The 12674-nt window shown below is 69.2% G+C and carries 15 protein-coding genes; 8 read left to right on the top strand and 7 right to left on the bottom strand.

All coding sequences use genetic code 11. The annotated features are described in order from the left end of the window. Nucleotides 1-109: 109 nt before the first annotated feature. The 4 genes from BLR21_RS06875 to BLR21_RS06860 all read right to left on the bottom strand — a co-directional run bounded on the left by BLR21_RS06875 (nucleotide 110) and on the right by BLR21_RS06860 (nucleotide 2933). Complete coding sequence (locus BLR21_RS06875) at nucleotides 110-1081, bottom strand: LysR family transcriptional regulator (RefSeq protein ID WP_090004833.1); 972 nt, start codon at nucleotides 1079-1081, stop codon at nucleotides 110-112. A gap of 18 nt (nucleotides 1082-1099) precedes the next feature. After that, nucleotides 1100-1591 (bottom strand): COG4315 family predicted lipoprotein, encoded by a 492-nt coding sequence (locus tag BLR21_RS06870; RefSeq protein WP_090004832.1) that lies wholly within the window; start codon nucleotides 1589-1591, stop codon nucleotides 1100-1102. A 45-nt stretch (nucleotides 1592-1636) separates the two neighbouring features. Beyond that, nucleotides 1637-2254: a TetR/AcrR family transcriptional regulator gene (locus BLR21_RS06865; RefSeq protein WP_090004831.1), complete on the bottom strand. Its 618-nt coding sequence runs from the start codon at nucleotides 2252-2254 to the stop codon at nucleotides 1637-1639. A 91-nt stretch (nucleotides 2255-2345) separates the two neighbouring features. Continuing rightward, the gene (locus tag BLR21_RS06860) at nucleotides 2346-2933 is read right to left on the bottom strand and encodes a D-alanyl-D-alanine carboxypeptidase family protein (protein ID WP_176929512.1); all 588 of its coding nucleotides are present in this window, start codon (nucleotides 2931-2933) and stop codon (nucleotides 2346-2348) included. Between the two features lie 244 nt (nucleotides 2934-3177). On the opposite strand from BLR21_RS06860, the gene BLR21_RS06855 reads away from it, so the two are divergent. The 3 genes from BLR21_RS06855 to BLR21_RS06845 all read left to right on the top strand — a co-directional run bounded on the left by BLR21_RS06855 (nucleotide 3178) and on the right by BLR21_RS06845 (nucleotide 6027). Then, nucleotides 3178-3588, top strand: a complete 411-nt coding sequence (locus BLR21_RS06855; protein ID WP_090004830.1) for an SSI family serine proteinase inhibitor — start codon at nucleotides 3178-3180, stop codon at nucleotides 3586-3588. 132 nt (nucleotides 3589-3720) lie between these two features. Beyond that, nucleotides 3721-4818 (top strand): calcium:cation antiporter, encoded by a 1098-nt coding sequence (locus BLR21_RS06850; RefSeq protein ID WP_090004829.1) that lies wholly within the window; start codon nucleotides 3721-3723, stop codon nucleotides 4816-4818. 78 nt (nucleotides 4819-4896) lie between these two features. Beyond that, nucleotides 4897-6027 (top strand): lipase family protein, encoded by a 1131-nt coding sequence (locus BLR21_RS06845; protein ID WP_090004828.1) that lies wholly within the window; start codon nucleotides 4897-4899, stop codon nucleotides 6025-6027. On the opposite strand, the gene BLR21_RS42325 is transcribed toward BLR21_RS06845, so the two are convergent. After that, on the bottom strand, nucleotides 6017-6175 hold the full coding sequence (locus BLR21_RS42325; protein WP_176929511.1) for a hypothetical protein: 159 nt from the start codon (nucleotides 6173-6175) through the stop codon (nucleotides 6017-6019). The two genes, BLR21_RS06845 and BLR21_RS42325, sit on opposite strands and share 11 nt — an antisense overlap. A 291-nt stretch (nucleotides 6176-6466) precedes the next feature. On the opposite strand from BLR21_RS42325, the gene BLR21_RS06840 reads away from it, so the two are divergent. After that, a complete protein-coding gene (locus BLR21_RS06840) occupies nucleotides 6467-7024 on the top strand; it encodes a TetR/AcrR family transcriptional regulator (RefSeq protein WP_090004827.1) in 558 nt (185 codons plus the stop codon). Here the strand turns inward: BLR21_RS06840 and BLR21_RS06835 are convergent. Beyond that, the gene (locus BLR21_RS06835; RefSeq protein ID WP_176929510.1) at nucleotides 6981-7439 is read right to left on the bottom strand and encodes a DUF3291 domain-containing protein; all 459 of its coding nucleotides are present in this window, start codon (nucleotides 7437-7439) and stop codon (nucleotides 6981-6983) included. The two genes, BLR21_RS06840 and BLR21_RS06835, sit on opposite strands and share 44 nt — an antisense overlap. A 101-nt stretch (nucleotides 7440-7540) precedes the next feature. Between BLR21_RS06835 and BLR21_RS06830 the strand changes: the two genes are divergently transcribed. The 4 genes from BLR21_RS06830 (at nucleotide 7541) to tnpB (ending at nucleotide 11742) form a co-directional block, all read left to right on the top strand. Then, on the top strand, nucleotides 7541-7996 hold the full coding sequence (locus BLR21_RS06830; RefSeq protein ID WP_090004825.1) for an SRPBCC family protein: 456 nt from the start codon (nucleotides 7541-7543) through the stop codon (nucleotides 7994-7996). A 125-nt stretch (nucleotides 7997-8121) separates the two neighbouring features. Next, the gene (locus BLR21_RS06825) at nucleotides 8122-8988 is read left to right on the top strand and encodes a septal ring lytic transglycosylase RlpA family protein (RefSeq protein ID WP_256334515.1); all 867 of its coding nucleotides are present in this window, start codon (nucleotides 8122-8124) and stop codon (nucleotides 8986-8988) included. Between the two features lie 130 nt (nucleotides 8989-9118). Next, on the top strand, nucleotides 9119-10327 hold the full coding sequence (locus tag BLR21_RS06820) for an MFS transporter (RefSeq protein WP_256334514.1): 1209 nt from the start codon (nucleotides 9119-9121) through the stop codon (nucleotides 10325-10327). 83 nt (nucleotides 10328-10410) lie between these two features. Beyond that, nucleotides 10411-11742: an IS607 family element RNA-guided endonuclease TnpB gene (gene tnpB, locus BLR21_RS06815; RefSeq protein WP_176929509.1), complete on the top strand. Its 1332-nt coding sequence runs from the start codon at nucleotides 10411-10413 to the stop codon at nucleotides 11740-11742. An 81-nt stretch (nucleotides 11743-11823) separates the two neighbouring features. Here the strand turns inward: tnpB and BLR21_RS06810 are convergent, their stop codons facing one another. Next, nucleotides 11824-12669 carry an XRE family transcriptional regulator gene (locus tag BLR21_RS06810; RefSeq protein ID WP_256334513.1) on the bottom strand — a complete coding sequence of 282 codons (846 nt, stop codon included), beginning with the start codon at nucleotides 12667-12669 and terminating at the stop codon, nucleotides 11824-11826. Nucleotides 12670-12674: the final 5 nt, after the last annotated feature.

Below are 12674 nucleotides of genomic sequence, written 5' to 3'. Positions count from 1 at the left end.
GGCCGAACGGGACAAACCGGCTGCCCGTGCATCGGGCGGAGCCGCGTTGCCATCAGCTCGGCTGGATGGACCTACAGCGGCACCGCCGGGCACGATGCGCGGCGCCGTCTCAGATCTGTACCCCGAAGTCCGGAAACCGTTCCAGGAACGCGGCATAGCGAGGCCTGCGCGCGATGATGTCGGCGTAGGCGAGACCGGCGCACTTGAGCACCTCCTCGGCGAACGGGGCCGCCGCACCGTCCCCGTGCCAGCCGATCATGGTGCGCCAGGTCAGCGGGTTGCCCGCGATCGCCGTGGCCACGATCCCCGGCATCGGCCGGAACATCGGCTGGCACAACACCACCGAGTCGCCCGCCTCGACCATGTCGATGCAGGTGGCCAGATCGGTCTCGTACAGCGCGCGCGGAGCGAACCCGGCCCTCGCGCAGGCCGCGGCGAAGCAGTCGCCGAAGCATCCGTCGCCCGGAGTCGCGCCCCACTGCTCGCCCGCCAGCTCGGCCAGCTCGACCTCGTCCCGCCCCGCCGCCGGATGCCGGTCCGACAACAGGACGAAGACCGGGTCCACGGCCAGGGTGCGCCACCGCACTCCGGGCCGCGTGGGCGGTTCGGCATCGCCGCACACCCCGACCATCGTGAAGTCGAGCTGGCCCTCGTCCACCATGCCGACGAGCTCCTCGGACGACCAGGACACGTGCGTGCTGACCCGCAGGTCGGGATGGGCGGCGCACAGATGGTGGATCAGCCCGCCCAGCACCGGACCCGACGCCGAACCGAGGCGTACCCGGCCGGGCACCTCACCGCGCACAGCCGCGCTGTTGCTCAGGCGGGCCGCCTCGGCCCGCAGTCCCGACACCGCGGACAGCAGGACCCTGGCCCGGTCGAGCACCAGCTCGCCCAGCTCGGTGGGCCGCACGCCACGCCGGTCCCGGTCGAACAACGGGCCGCCCATGATGCGTTCGATCCGCTGCAACTGGCCCGTCAGCGCAGGCTGCGCCAACCCCAGTGCGGCCGCGGCCTTCGTGATACTGCCCGCCTCGGCGATCGCCGCCACGATCCGGAAGTGGCGAAGCTCCAGCTCCATCCGACCACAGTAGACGCCCTAGCGCGACGCCTTCGATCCGTCGGGCGCGATGGCGAACCAGCGGTCGTCCACCCCGTGCCCGGTGGCGTCGCCGGCCTGTTCGTCGTCGACGTACCGGTAGAGCGGCTTGCCGGCCAGGGTGACCTGCTCCAGGCCGTCGGGACGCTTGACGGTGCCGAGCAGCTTCCGGTCGAGCGCCGGCGCCTCGATCTGGCCGCCCGCCGCCAGCAGCGGCGGCCACACCAGCGTGCATTCGGGTTCGAGGCACGTCGGGGCGGCGCCGTCCCTGGTGGTGAAGTACAGGGTGTAGTGCTCGCGGTCGGCGACGACGGGGCCGACCGCGGGCGACTGTTCCACCTGCAGTTTCGCGATGTCCCCTGGTAGCACCTGCGTGGGCCCCGCGACGGGACCGGCAGCGGCCTCCGGTTCCGTCAGCGTTGCGGTCTCCTCCGGAGGGGAGGAGCAGGCACCCAGGCACACGAGCAGCGCGAGAACGGCGAATCGGCTCACGCAGGGGAGTACGGACGGCGGCGCCCGATCGGTTCAGTGCATGTCTTAGGGCCGGGTGATCGCCGCCAGCATCAGGTCGCGGATCTCGGCGGTGATCTCGTCGACCGCGAGCGGCGGCCGGTGCGCCTGCCACTCGCGCAGCAGGCCGGTGATCGCGCCCACGAGCGCAATCGCGGTGAGGCGGTACGACCGCTGCGGCGCCACGCCCGCGGCCGCTGCCCGCAGCGCCTCCGACTCGATGAACTCCGCCCACGTGTTCACCCAGCGCACGTGCTGCTGCTCGATCTCCGCGTTCACGCCCACGGCCTCGACGTAGTTGAGGCGCGGCGCACGGGGATCGGCCGTCACGCTGCGCACGAACACGTCCAGCAGCGTCGTGATCCGGGTGGCCACGTCGGCGGTCTCCAGGCCGGCGAGCGTGTCGCGGACCTGGGCGAACGCCGTGGCGTTGATCAGGTCGTGCAGGTCGCGCAGCAGGTCCTCCTTCGAGGCGAACTCCTCGTAGAAGTTGCGCGTGGAGACACCGGCCTCGGTGCACAGCTCGGAGATCCTGGTGGCCGCGAAACCGTTGGTGGTGAACAGCTGGAGACCTGCCTGCAGCAGCTTCGCCCGGCGCTCGGCCTTGCGCTGCTCGGGTGAGATACCGCCGTAGGCACGGGCCACCGGGAGTGCTCCAATCTGGTAACTGGGCTTGTCAGATTACGTCGGCGCAACCTCACGCGCACACCAGGCGTCTAGACCTTTGCGCGTGGGTTCAACTGCCCGTCGCGCTGGGGATCAGGGCGGGGCAGCCTCCGGTGGCGTAGCGGGAGTCGTACTCGAAATGCCACTGCTCGTTTTCGTAACGGCGGCACCAGCCGAGGGCGCCGCCGTTTTTCTCGACCCATTTTGCTGATTCGATCGGCTGAATGTCGACCGCTAGTCCGATCACGTGCATCGAACGGTCCGGCGGATTCAGCACGTACTTCGACGCGAGTTCTTCGGTGCCGAACTTCTCGACGGCCTCGTCGAACTCCGCCTGCTGTTGCTGCCGACTGCGCTTGCCGTCGTTCAGGCAGAGCTTGATGCCCTGCTCAGAGGCCTTCTGGCGCAGCTGGAGCCACGCCTGCAGCACCTCGGGGGGCAGGCCCTCCGGCTCCTCGTCGAAGTAGCGCGCGTCGATCGGGCAGTTCGGCCCGTCCGGTGGTCCGGGCACCTCCTCGATTATCGCGAGCGGTTTTCCCGGATGGCGGTCGAACACGAGCGTCAATCTGCCCAGGTAGCCCAGCGCGCCGCCGGTGGAAACCACGAGTGTGACGATCAGGAGCACGCCGAACACGACGCGTCTGGAGGTCTTGGACATGATTCGAATAATACGTCGATGCGCAACCGCGTCTGTCAGCAACCCGTAACAGTCCGTCGGCAGCTGTGTCCCCGCGAACGTGGCGATCGACACATCCGTTCGGCCCAATCACACTTCTGGTGGAGCGGACAAATGTGATCGGTGAACAGTTCCTGGCCCCTTTCGCCGCAGCGATTCGAGATGGCAACATCTGCGTCGGCCGAGAACCGGCCCGTTTTTGTGAGGTCTCAGGAGGACCGCTTTCATGTCCGGCCGCATCTTTGCGTTCGTCACTCTGTTCGTGTCGCTTTTCGCCTTCGCCGGCACCGCTCAGGCCGCTCCCGCGGCGCAGTCGCCGTCCTCATCCCGGGGCGGCACCGCGCTCGTGCTCACCGCCGGGTACTCGGAGTTCGACGGCAACGTCTTCAAGGCGACCGTCCTGACCTGCGAACGAGGTGACCAGCACCCGCGCAGGGCCCTCGCCTGCGCGACGCTCGCCTCCACCGGTGCCGACCTGGAGGCGATGCAGGCCGACGGCAGGGCGTGCACGTTCCACTACGCACCCGTCGAGGTCGCGATGTTCGGTTTCTGGCGCGGTGAGCCCGTGAGCGAGGTGCACACCTACCCGAACTCGTGCGTCATGTTGGCGCACACCGGTGCCCTCTTCGATTTCTAGGAATCGATCACGGCACCTCAGATAAATGTGGAGCGGGGCGCGGCAGGGGCGCTCCGCTCCACATTTTGTTGCACCCGGAACGAGTGCTGCGCCGAATGGCGGATGGTCCATCCGGTATGCGAAGGTTGGATCATGGCCGCCGCCCAGCGCTTCCCACTGCTCCACTGGACGACCATCACCCCCGTGCTCGGCATGGTCCTGCTCGCCCTGACCTGGGGGCGTGACCTCGGGGGCGTGCTCGTCGCGCTCGTCGCCCTGGTCCTCGCCGCGACCGTGCTCGCCGCCGTGCACCACGCCGAGGTCGTCGCGTTGCGGGTGGGGGAGCCGTACGGATCCCTGGTCCTCGCGGTCGCGGTGACGGTCATCGAGGTGGCGCTGATCGTGACGCTCATGGTGTCCGGCGGACCCGAGGCCTCCTCCTTGGCGCGCGACACGGTGTTCGCCGCGGTCATGATCACCACGAACGGCATCGTCGGCATCGCGTTGCTGCTCGGAGCGTTGAAGCACGGCACGACGTTGTTCAACGCGGAGGGCAGCGGCGGCGCGCTCGCCACGGTGATGATGCTCGCCACGCTCACGCTGGTGCTGCCGACGTTCACCACGACCACGCCGGGTCCCGAGTTCTCCGGCCCGCAGCTCGCGTTCGCCGCGTTCGCCTCCCTCGGCCTGTACGCGCTGTTCGTCTTCACCCAGACCGTCCGGCACCGCGACTTCTTCCTGCCGGTCGACGAGGACGGCGTGATCGAGGCCGACGAACACGCCGAGGCGCCGTCCGGCAGGGCTGCGCTGGCCTCGCTCGGCTTCCTGCTCGTCGCGCTGGTCGCGGTGGTCGGCCTCGCGAAGATCGAGTCGCCCGCGATCGAGGCGGGCGTGCGCGCGGCAGGGTTCCCGCCGTCGTTCGTCGGTGTCGTCATCGCCCTGCTGGTACTGCTGCCCGAGACGATCGCCGCCGCCCGCGCCGCGTTGCGCGACCGGATCCAGACGAGCATCAACCTCGGCTACGGCTCGGCCATCGCGAGCATCGGCCTCACGATCCCGACCATCGCGCTGGCGACCATCTGGCTGGACGGGCCGCTGCTGCTCGGCCTCGGGTCGACGCAGATGATCCTGCTGCTGCTGACGGTGCTCGTCAGCGTCCTGACCGTCGTGCCGGGACGGGCGACGCGTCTGCAGGGTGGCGTTCACCTGGTGCTGCTGGCCGCGTTCCTGTTCCTGGCCGTGAATCCATAAAGCCGAACGGACTATTGTCCTGTTGCGGCGTTCGGCCCTACATTGCGGTAACGCCGGTTACCACAAAGAGGTCCAACGATGCAGCTCCGTGCCGTGCTCGCCGCCGTCCTCCTGTTGTTCACCCTGGTCACGCCCGCCACGGCGGCCGCGCCGGGGGAGCTGGTCAGCAGCCGGGAGGTGGCGTGGCACCCGGAACCGCTCAGGCTGCTACCGGCCCCGGTGAAGGCCTACGACATCCGCTACCGCTCGACGTCCGCGACGGGTGCGTCCACCGTCGTGTCCGGCATGGTGCTCGTGTCGCCGCTGCCGTGGAACAACGGACCGCGGCCGATCGTGGCGTACGCGATGGGCACGCAGGGCATGGGTGACCAGTGCGCGCCGTCGCGGCAGTTGCAGAACGGCACCGAGGTCGAGATCGCGTTCCTCGCCCAGGCGATGTTCAACGGCTGGGCGGTCGCGGTGACCGACTACGAAGGCCTTGGCACGCCTGGGGATCACACGTACGCGGTGGCGCGTTCGGAGGGCCGGGCCCTGCTCGACGTGGCACGGGCGGCGAGCGGCATCCCCGGCCTGTCGGGTGACGCCCCGGTCGGCGTTTTCGGTTACTCCCAGGGAGGCCAGGCCGCGTCGGCCGCCGCCGAGCAGTGGAAGTCCTACGCGCCCTCGCTCAACGTCGTCGGTGTCGCCGCCGGTGGCGTGCCGGCCGACCTGAACGCGGTCGCGAAGTTCAACGACGGCAACGCCGGATCGGGCCTCGTGTTCGCGGCCGCCGCCGGATACGCCGCCGCCTACCCCGAACTGCCCCTGGCGTCGGTGCTCAACGCCCGCGGCAAGCAGGTCATCGACAGGATCCGCGAGGCGTGCGTCGCCGAGATCGCTTTGGTGGCACCGTTCACGCGCCTCAACGCGCTGACGACGACGCCGGACGTCATCCAGAACCCGTTGTGGCAGCAGAGGTTGAAGGAGAACACGCTCGGCTCGGTCAAGCCCGCCGCGCCCGTCTACCTCTACCACGGCACGCTGGACGAGCTGATTCCGTTCGGTGTCGGGCAGAAGCTGCGTTCGCAGTGGTGCTCGCTGGGCGCCGACGTGCAGTGGACCGCGCTGCCGCTGCTCGGGCACGTCACCGCCGTCAGCGCGTGGGGCTCGAACGCGATGACGTGGCTCGGTGGGCGCTTCGCCGGAAAGCCTACCCGTCCTAACTGCTGATCACCGCGGCGGCGAGAGCCGGGAACCAGGCCAGCGGCGAGAGCCAGGCGTGCGCCAGCGGGAGCGGCCTCTTCAGCAGGGACATCGTCGCCCGGAGGTAGACGATTCCCCGCGCGTCCGGGTTGCTCCTGCGCCAGCCCTTCACCATCAGGGTGTCCCCGAGGGTGAGGTGCAGCGTCCAGCACGGCGAACCCGGTCCATGCCAGCAGCGCCGAACCCGTGGCCACGAAGGCGATCCAGACGCCGAGGCCGATCAGCGACGTGGCGAGGTGGCAGTAGGCGAGGGCCGGTACCCGTCTTCGTGCTCGGAGAAGGCGCAGGAGCAGGACGAAGCCGATCGCGGTGTTGACGATCCAGACGATCAGGGCGATGGTCGCGGTCATGGATCGACGGTACTACGTTCGTAGTGCCCCGTCACTACGTTTATAGTGTCGCTGTGATGTCGAACCGGGACCGCGCTCTGGCCGCCGCCGTCGAGCTCTTGGGCACCGAAGGTCTGCGAGGCCTCACCCACGCCCGCGTGGACGATCGCGCCGATCTGCCGAAAGGCTCCACGTCGAACTACTTCCGCAGCCGTGCCGCGCTGCTCGACGGTGTCGTGGACTGGATGGTGCGCAAGGAGGTCCCGCAGGTCGAGACAACGCTCAAGCCGGCGTCACCCCAGGACCTGGTCGACGAGTTGTGCAGGCTCTACGACTTCATGACGGGCCCGAACGCCGTCACGGTCACCGCCCGCATGGTGCTGTGGGCGGAAGCCGCGACCAACCCTCAGGTGCGGCAGGCGTTGTTGCGAGGCCGGGCCACGATGGCGTCGATGTTGGTCCCGGCCCTCGCCGGTCTCGGCGCGCGCGACCCGCTGGCGGCCTCGGACACGCTCGGGGCCTGTGTGCAGGGCCTGTTCCTCCAGCAGTTCGCGCGGGGCGAGGCGATCGATCCCCGGCCACTGGTCGAGATCATCGTCCGAGGTGCTCTGGCGGGAACCGCTTCCGGAAGGTGAACCCCTCCGGCGTCGGGCCCTGTTCCCTGACCAGGTCGAGCTTCGCGAGGCCCTCCTCGGTCGTGGGCCGATGTCCGGCGGGTACCCACCACATGACGTCCAGCACGCTCCCGGGGTCGAACCACTGCTTGGTGCGCTTGACCGCTTCGAGGTGCACACCGCTGAACGCGAAGGCCCACAACGCCTCGACCGACTCCCACACGCTGAGGTTGTAGGCCTCCCGCATCGGGTCGCGGCCCAACCGGCTCAGGTCGTCCGCCATCCGCCCGGAACTCGGCCGCCAGACGAATCCCGGAGCCTGTTCCGCCAGGTCGTTGATCGCGTCGATCCTGCTCGTGAACCCGCGCATCCTCCAGTGGTCGAAAGCCCACCGCCCGGTCGAGTTGTTGGCCTGTGCCAGGTGGAAGGCTCCCATGCGCCTACTCTGACATGATCGACGCATTCGGTGTGTGTGGTGCTCGACGACTATCCGGCAGCTCTAGCGGCCGGTTACCTACTGGTAGTAAGTTCGGCTTCATGACGCCGGATGCTTCCGCTCACATCGACGTTGCCGCCTCGCCGCAGCGGGTGTTCGAGCTCGTCAGCGACCTTCGTGGGCTCAGCCGATGCGCCGAGGAGTACTCCGGCGGCAAGTGGCTGAACGCTGCGGGCCCGCGGGTCGGCGCGCGGTTTCGCGGCTTCAACAAGCGCGGCTGGCGGAAGTGGCCGACGACCTCCACGGTGACCGACTGCTCCGCGACCCGGTTCGCGTTCGAGGTGAAGTCGCTCGGCCTGGCGGTGTCGCGCTGGCAGTACGACATCGAGGAGACCGGCGAGGGTTGCCGCGTCACCGAGTCGACCTGGGACCGCCGGCCCGGCTGGTACGTGCCGATCACGCGGCTCGCGACCGGGGTGAAGGACCGCGCTGTGACGAACCAGCGCAACATCGAGGCGACGTTACAACGACTGAAGCAGGCCGCCGAGTCAGCTTGATCACCATCACCCGCAAAACCTTAAAGGCATTTAAAACCAACAAGGTCCAGTCCATTTTGAACCCCGTTCGTGACCTCCCCGTAGTCATCGGTACAACACCGTTCGACCCCCCGAGGAGACACAGAATGGGCGCTCGACACCGCAAGCCCGCCATGATCGGCGCGGGTGCCGTGCTGGCGATCGCTGCTGTCGCCGGTGGCATCTTCGCCTTCAGCGGCACCAACTCGAACGCGGCTGAGGACTGCGGCGGGCTGGACACCGCCCTGCAGAACAACCTGACCTTCATCGCCGGTCAGCAGGCGAACCCCGACGCGCAGTCGGACGCTCGCATCCAGAACCGCCAGCAGGTCGTGAACCTCATCAACCAGCGGCGGGCGGCGGCCGGCTGTGGCAACAACGTCCAGGCCAAGCCCGAAGCCGGGCAGGCCGCCACGTCCGGTGAGGACTGCGGCGGGCTGGACAAGGCGTTGCAGAACAACCTGAGCTTCATCGCGGGCCAGAAGTCCAGCCCGGACTCGCAGTCCGAGGCGCGCATCGCGAACCGGCAGGCCGTGGTCGACCTCATCCAGCAGCGACGCAAGGCGGCGGGCTGCGCGGGTGACGGTGGCGCGGCCGACGCCGGCCAGGGCGATGCGAACCAGGGCAACGCGAACCAGGGCAACGCGAACCAGGGCAACGACAACGCCGGAAACGAGCCCGCCCAGGAGCCCGATGCGAACCAGGGCAACGACAACGGCGCTGCCGGCCAGCAGGTCTGCAACGGCTCGACCGTCACGCTGTCCGGTGAGGGTGGCGCGCCCGCCGCGTCCAGCGGCACGTTCCCGATCGGCACCACGCTCAAGGTGACGAACCTCGACAACAACAAGTCCACGACCGTCCAGGTGGCGTCTGTGTCCGGCAGCTGCGCGCTGCTGAACAACGCTGCCTTCGAACAGGTCCGTGAGCCGGGCAAGTTCCTGATCCGCAACGCGCGGATCGAGAAGATCGGCTGATCTGTCCACAACGGACAGCGCACCACGACAGCCGGGTGTTCCCTTCAAGGCGCGGGGGAACACCCGGCTGTTGCGCGGTCACGGGGAATAGTGTGGTCAGGAGTCCGCCGGTAGTGAAGCCTTGGGCGTCGTGACGGAGAAAGCAACGGCACCATCTGTCCTGCGGAACGTGGCCTTCCTGCGGCTGTGGACCGGTACGACCGTGTCGGGGCTCGCGATGTGGGCCCTGCCGTTCGTGCTCGGCCTGGCCGTGCTCGAACGTTCGATCACCGCCGTCGAACTCGGCGTCGTCCTCGCCACCAGAACCGTCGGTTTCCTGGTGGCCGTACCCGTGGCCGGTGTGCTCGCCGATCGCCATTCACGACGCAACGTGGTCTTCTGGTCGTGCCTCACCGGTGCGGTCATGACACCCGTGATCGCGCTCGGCATGGGCACGTCGTTGGTGCTCATGGCCGCCGCGGCCGCGATCGTCGGTGCCGGTCAGGGCGGCTGCCGGCCCGCGTTCCAGGCGATGGTGGCCGAGGTGGTGCCCGAGTCGGGGCGGCAGCAGGCCAACGCCGCTACCACCGTCGCCATCCGGGTGACCACGCTGGCCGCCCCGAGCCTCACCGCTCTCGCCGCGCTCCTGGTCGACGCCAGGGCACTGCTGATCATCACCGCCGCGCTCTGGCTGGCCGCCGCGTTCGTGCCCCCCAAGGGCACCAGGGCACCGGATCGCACCACCGCCCACGCCAGCTTCGCGGCGGACTTCCTCGAAGGCCTGAACGAGGCGCGCCGTCATCCGTGGCTGCTCTCCGGACTCGGCGCGCTGACCGCGATGGTGGCCTTCGGCTACTCCGCCACGGCCGTCCTGCTGCCGGTGGTGAGCCGCGACCGCTACGACACGGAAGCGGTGCTGGCGGCCGCCACGACCGCGTACACCCTCGGTGCGCTGGCGGGAGCCGCGCTGATCGGCCGCTGGCGCCCGAAGACGCCGGGATGGGCCGCGCTGGCCGGGCTGGCCTGCTACGGCCTGGTCCCGCTGGCCCTGCTGCTGCCGGTGCACTGGTTCGTGCTGATCGCCGTGTACGTCGTGGCGGGTGTCGGGATCGAGCTGTTCAACGTTCCGTGGTTCACCGCGGTCCAGCGCGAGGTCGAGCCGGGCAAGCTCGCCCGTGTCTCCTCGCTCGACTTCCTGCTCTCCTTCGGCCTCGCGCCGGTCGGCCTGGCGTTCATCGCACCGGCCATCGACCACTTCGGGGCCGGCCTCGTGCTGGGCGCCTGCGCGGTCATCTGCTTCGCTGCCCCCGCAGCAGCCGCACTGGTCCCGAGCTCCAGGGGGTTCGCAACTGCCGGGTGAATCGTGAGTGAACGCGGATTTGTGTGAGCGTCTGTGCGTGGTGGGCTGGGACTGTCGGTGTCGCCCGTTACCGTGACGGCGAGATGGTCACGGTGATCCAGGCGTACCGATTTGCGCTCGATCCGACCGCGGGGCAGCGCGCGGCTCTGCGGTCGCATTGCGGTGCGCAGCGGTACGCGTTCAACTGGGGCTTGGCGCGGATCAAGGCGAACCTGGATCAGCGGGCCGCCGAGAAGACCTACGACATCCCCGTCGATCACCTGACCGCATCGGTGTCGTGGTCGGCGTATGGCCTGCGCAAGGACTGGAACCAGGCCAAGGACGAGGTGGCTCCGTGGTGGGGTGAGAACTCCAAGGAGGCGTACTCGTCGGGGCTGGCCAACCTCGCCACTGCGCTGACGAACTGGCAGGGCTCCCGGACCGGCGGGCGGCGCGGCCCGCCGGTGCGGTTTCCGAGGTTCAAGGGCAAGCGCGCCGGGGTATCGTGCCGGTTCACCACCGGCGCGTTCGGCCTCACCGATGGTGATCGGCGGCACGTGACGCTGCCGCGCATCGGCACGGTGCGCACCTGCGAGTCCACCCGCAAGCCGGCCCGCCACGTGGAGTGCGGCACCGCGCGCATCCGGTCGGCGACCGTGTCCTGCCGGTCCGGGCGCTGGTTCTGCTCGTTCTCGGTGGAGAACACCCGCACCGACCCGGCACCCACCCGGCCCGGCACGGTGGTCGGCGTGGACCTCGGGGTGACCTCGCTCGCGGTGCTGTCCACCGGGGAGGTCATCGCCAACCCCAAGCACCTCGAAGTCGCGCAGCGGGAGCTACGCCGCCTGCAACGCCAGGCCGCCCGGCGTACCGGCCCCGACACACGCACCGGGCGGACACCGTCGCACCGGTGGCGTAGAACCCAGGCCCGCATCGCGGTACTCCATGCACGGGTCGCGAACGCGCGCCGGGACGGCCTGCACAAGCTCACCACCGGCCTCGTACGCAGGTTCGGCTTGATCGTGCTGGAAGACCTCAACGTCTCCGGCATGATGCGCAACCGCCGCCTGGCCCGGCACATCGCCGGTGTCGGCATGGGCGAACTGCGGCGGCAGGCCGGCTACAAGACCACCTGGGGCGGTGGCCGGCTGGTCGTCGCCGACCGCTGGTATCCGTCCTCGAAGACCTGCTCGGACTGTGGCGCGGTGAAAGCCAAACTGCTGCTGCGCGTCCGGGTGTACCACTGCGATGAGTGCGGCCTCGTGCTCGATCGCGACCTCAACGCCGCCCGCAACCTCGCCGCACTCGTCGACGAACTGGCGGGCGACACGTCCACGGCGAGTTGCGCCGGGACGCTAAACACGCCGATGGAAACCCATGTCAGACCCACACCGTGTGGGCAGCGGGTACCGCCACGGGAAGACCCGCACCATTAGGTGCGGGCCAACGCCGCCGCCGCAAGGCGACGACTGCCTGAACACCGTGAACTCACATTCACTCACACTTCAGGTAACGGTTTACCAGGTCCAGCTGAAGCCGCGAACCCCTGGCTGCACGTCCAGAGCGACGTCCAGCAGCGTGTGGCCGGAAGCCACGGCGGAGCCGTCCGCGAGCTGGGTGACGGAGCTGGGAGGGGCGCCCTCGAACGTCACCTCCAGCACGTACTCCCGCGTCGGCAGCCGGAACTTGCGCTCGTAGTTCGTCGCGGGCGGACACGGGTCCTGGTTCACCAGCTCGTGCTCGATCACGACGCTCTCACCCTTGCGCAACGGCCGTTCGAACAGCAGCTCCGCGACCAGCAAACCCTCGGCCGGCTCGCGGACCACCTGGCCGACCGTGCAGTTCTTCAGGGCGCTGACCAGCGGCAACGGCCGGTCGTGGGCGTCGATGTGCATGATCACGACCCACCGGTCGGGCCCGGTCATCGACGCCGACAGCACCTGCCGCGACCGGAAGACCCGCTCGGTGCGGTCCGCCCCGATCGTCACGAAGTCCTGCTGGCTCACGCGCAGGAGCTGGTCGTCCCACTGCGTGTCGAGGCCGTTCAGCGCGTGCTCGACGGGCGTCTGCGGGGACCAGAACGCGGACATCGGCGCCGGGGCGTTGCGCAGCCAGCGGCCACGCGGGCGCGGCGGCCCCAGCAGTTCCGAGAGGTGGCCCGGCGGCAGCTCCAGGATGTGTTCCAGGTGGACGACGGCCTGCAGCGACTTCTGCCGCTCGGGCCGGCTGCGGCCCGTCTGCCAGTAGCTCAGCGTCGCCATCGAGACGGTCACGCCGTTCTGGGAGAGGTGTTCACGCAGGCGCTCCAGACCGAGACCGCGATTCGTGATCGCCGTCCGGAGCGCCTGCGCGAACTCGTCCACGCTGG

The sequence above is a fragment of the Lentzea albidocapillata subsp. violacea genome, assembly GCF_900100275.1.
Classification (GTDB): domain Bacteria; phylum Actinomycetota; class Actinomycetes; order Mycobacteriales; family Pseudonocardiaceae; genus Lentzea; species Lentzea violacea.
The sequence above is the reverse complement of the archived record's forward strand: the minus strand, read 5'-3'. Positions and strand labels throughout refer to the sequence as shown.

Bases quoted from the DNA above. Each gene is read 5' to 3' on its own strand.
- BLR21_RS06875 (WP_090004833.1), bottom strand. From the start codon at position 1,081: ATGGAGCTGGAGCTTCGCCACTTCCGGATCGTGGCGGCGATCGCCGAG.
- BLR21_RS06860 (WP_176929512.1), bottom strand. From the start codon at position 2,933: ATGTCCAAGACCTCCAGACGCGTCGTGTTCGGCGTGCTCCTGATCGTC.
- BLR21_RS06855 (WP_090004830.1), top strand. From the start codon at position 3,178: ATGTCCGGCCGCATCTTTGCGTTCGTCACTCTGTTCGTGTCGCTTTTC.
- BLR21_RS06850 (WP_090004829.1), top strand. From the start codon at position 3,721: ATGGCCGCCGCCCAGCGCTTCCCACTGCTCCACTGGACGACCATCACC.
- BLR21_RS06845 (WP_090004828.1), top strand. From the start codon at position 4,897: ATGCAGCTCCGTGCCGTGCTCGCCGCCGTCCTCCTGTTGTTCACCCTG.
- BLR21_RS42325 (WP_176929511.1), bottom strand. From the start codon at position 6,175: ATGGTGAAGGGCTGGCGCAGGAGCAACCCGGACGCGCGGGGAATCGTC.
- BLR21_RS06840 (WP_090004827.1), top strand. From the start codon at position 6,467: ATGTCGAACCGGGACCGCGCTCTGGCCGCCGCCGTCGAGCTCTTGGGC.
- BLR21_RS06835 (WP_176929510.1), bottom strand. From the start codon at position 7,439: ATGGGAGCCTTCCACCTGGCACAGGCCAACAACTCGACCGGGCGGTGG.
- BLR21_RS06830 (WP_090004825.1), top strand. From the start codon at position 7,541: ATGACGCCGGATGCTTCCGCTCACATCGACGTTGCCGCCTCGCCGCAG.
- BLR21_RS06825 (WP_256334515.1), top strand. From the start codon at position 8,122: ATGGGCGCTCGACACCGCAAGCCCGCCATGATCGGCGCGGGTGCCGTG.
- tnpB (WP_176929509.1), top strand. From the start codon at position 10,411: ATGGTCACGGTGATCCAGGCGTACCGATTTGCGCTCGATCCGACCGCG.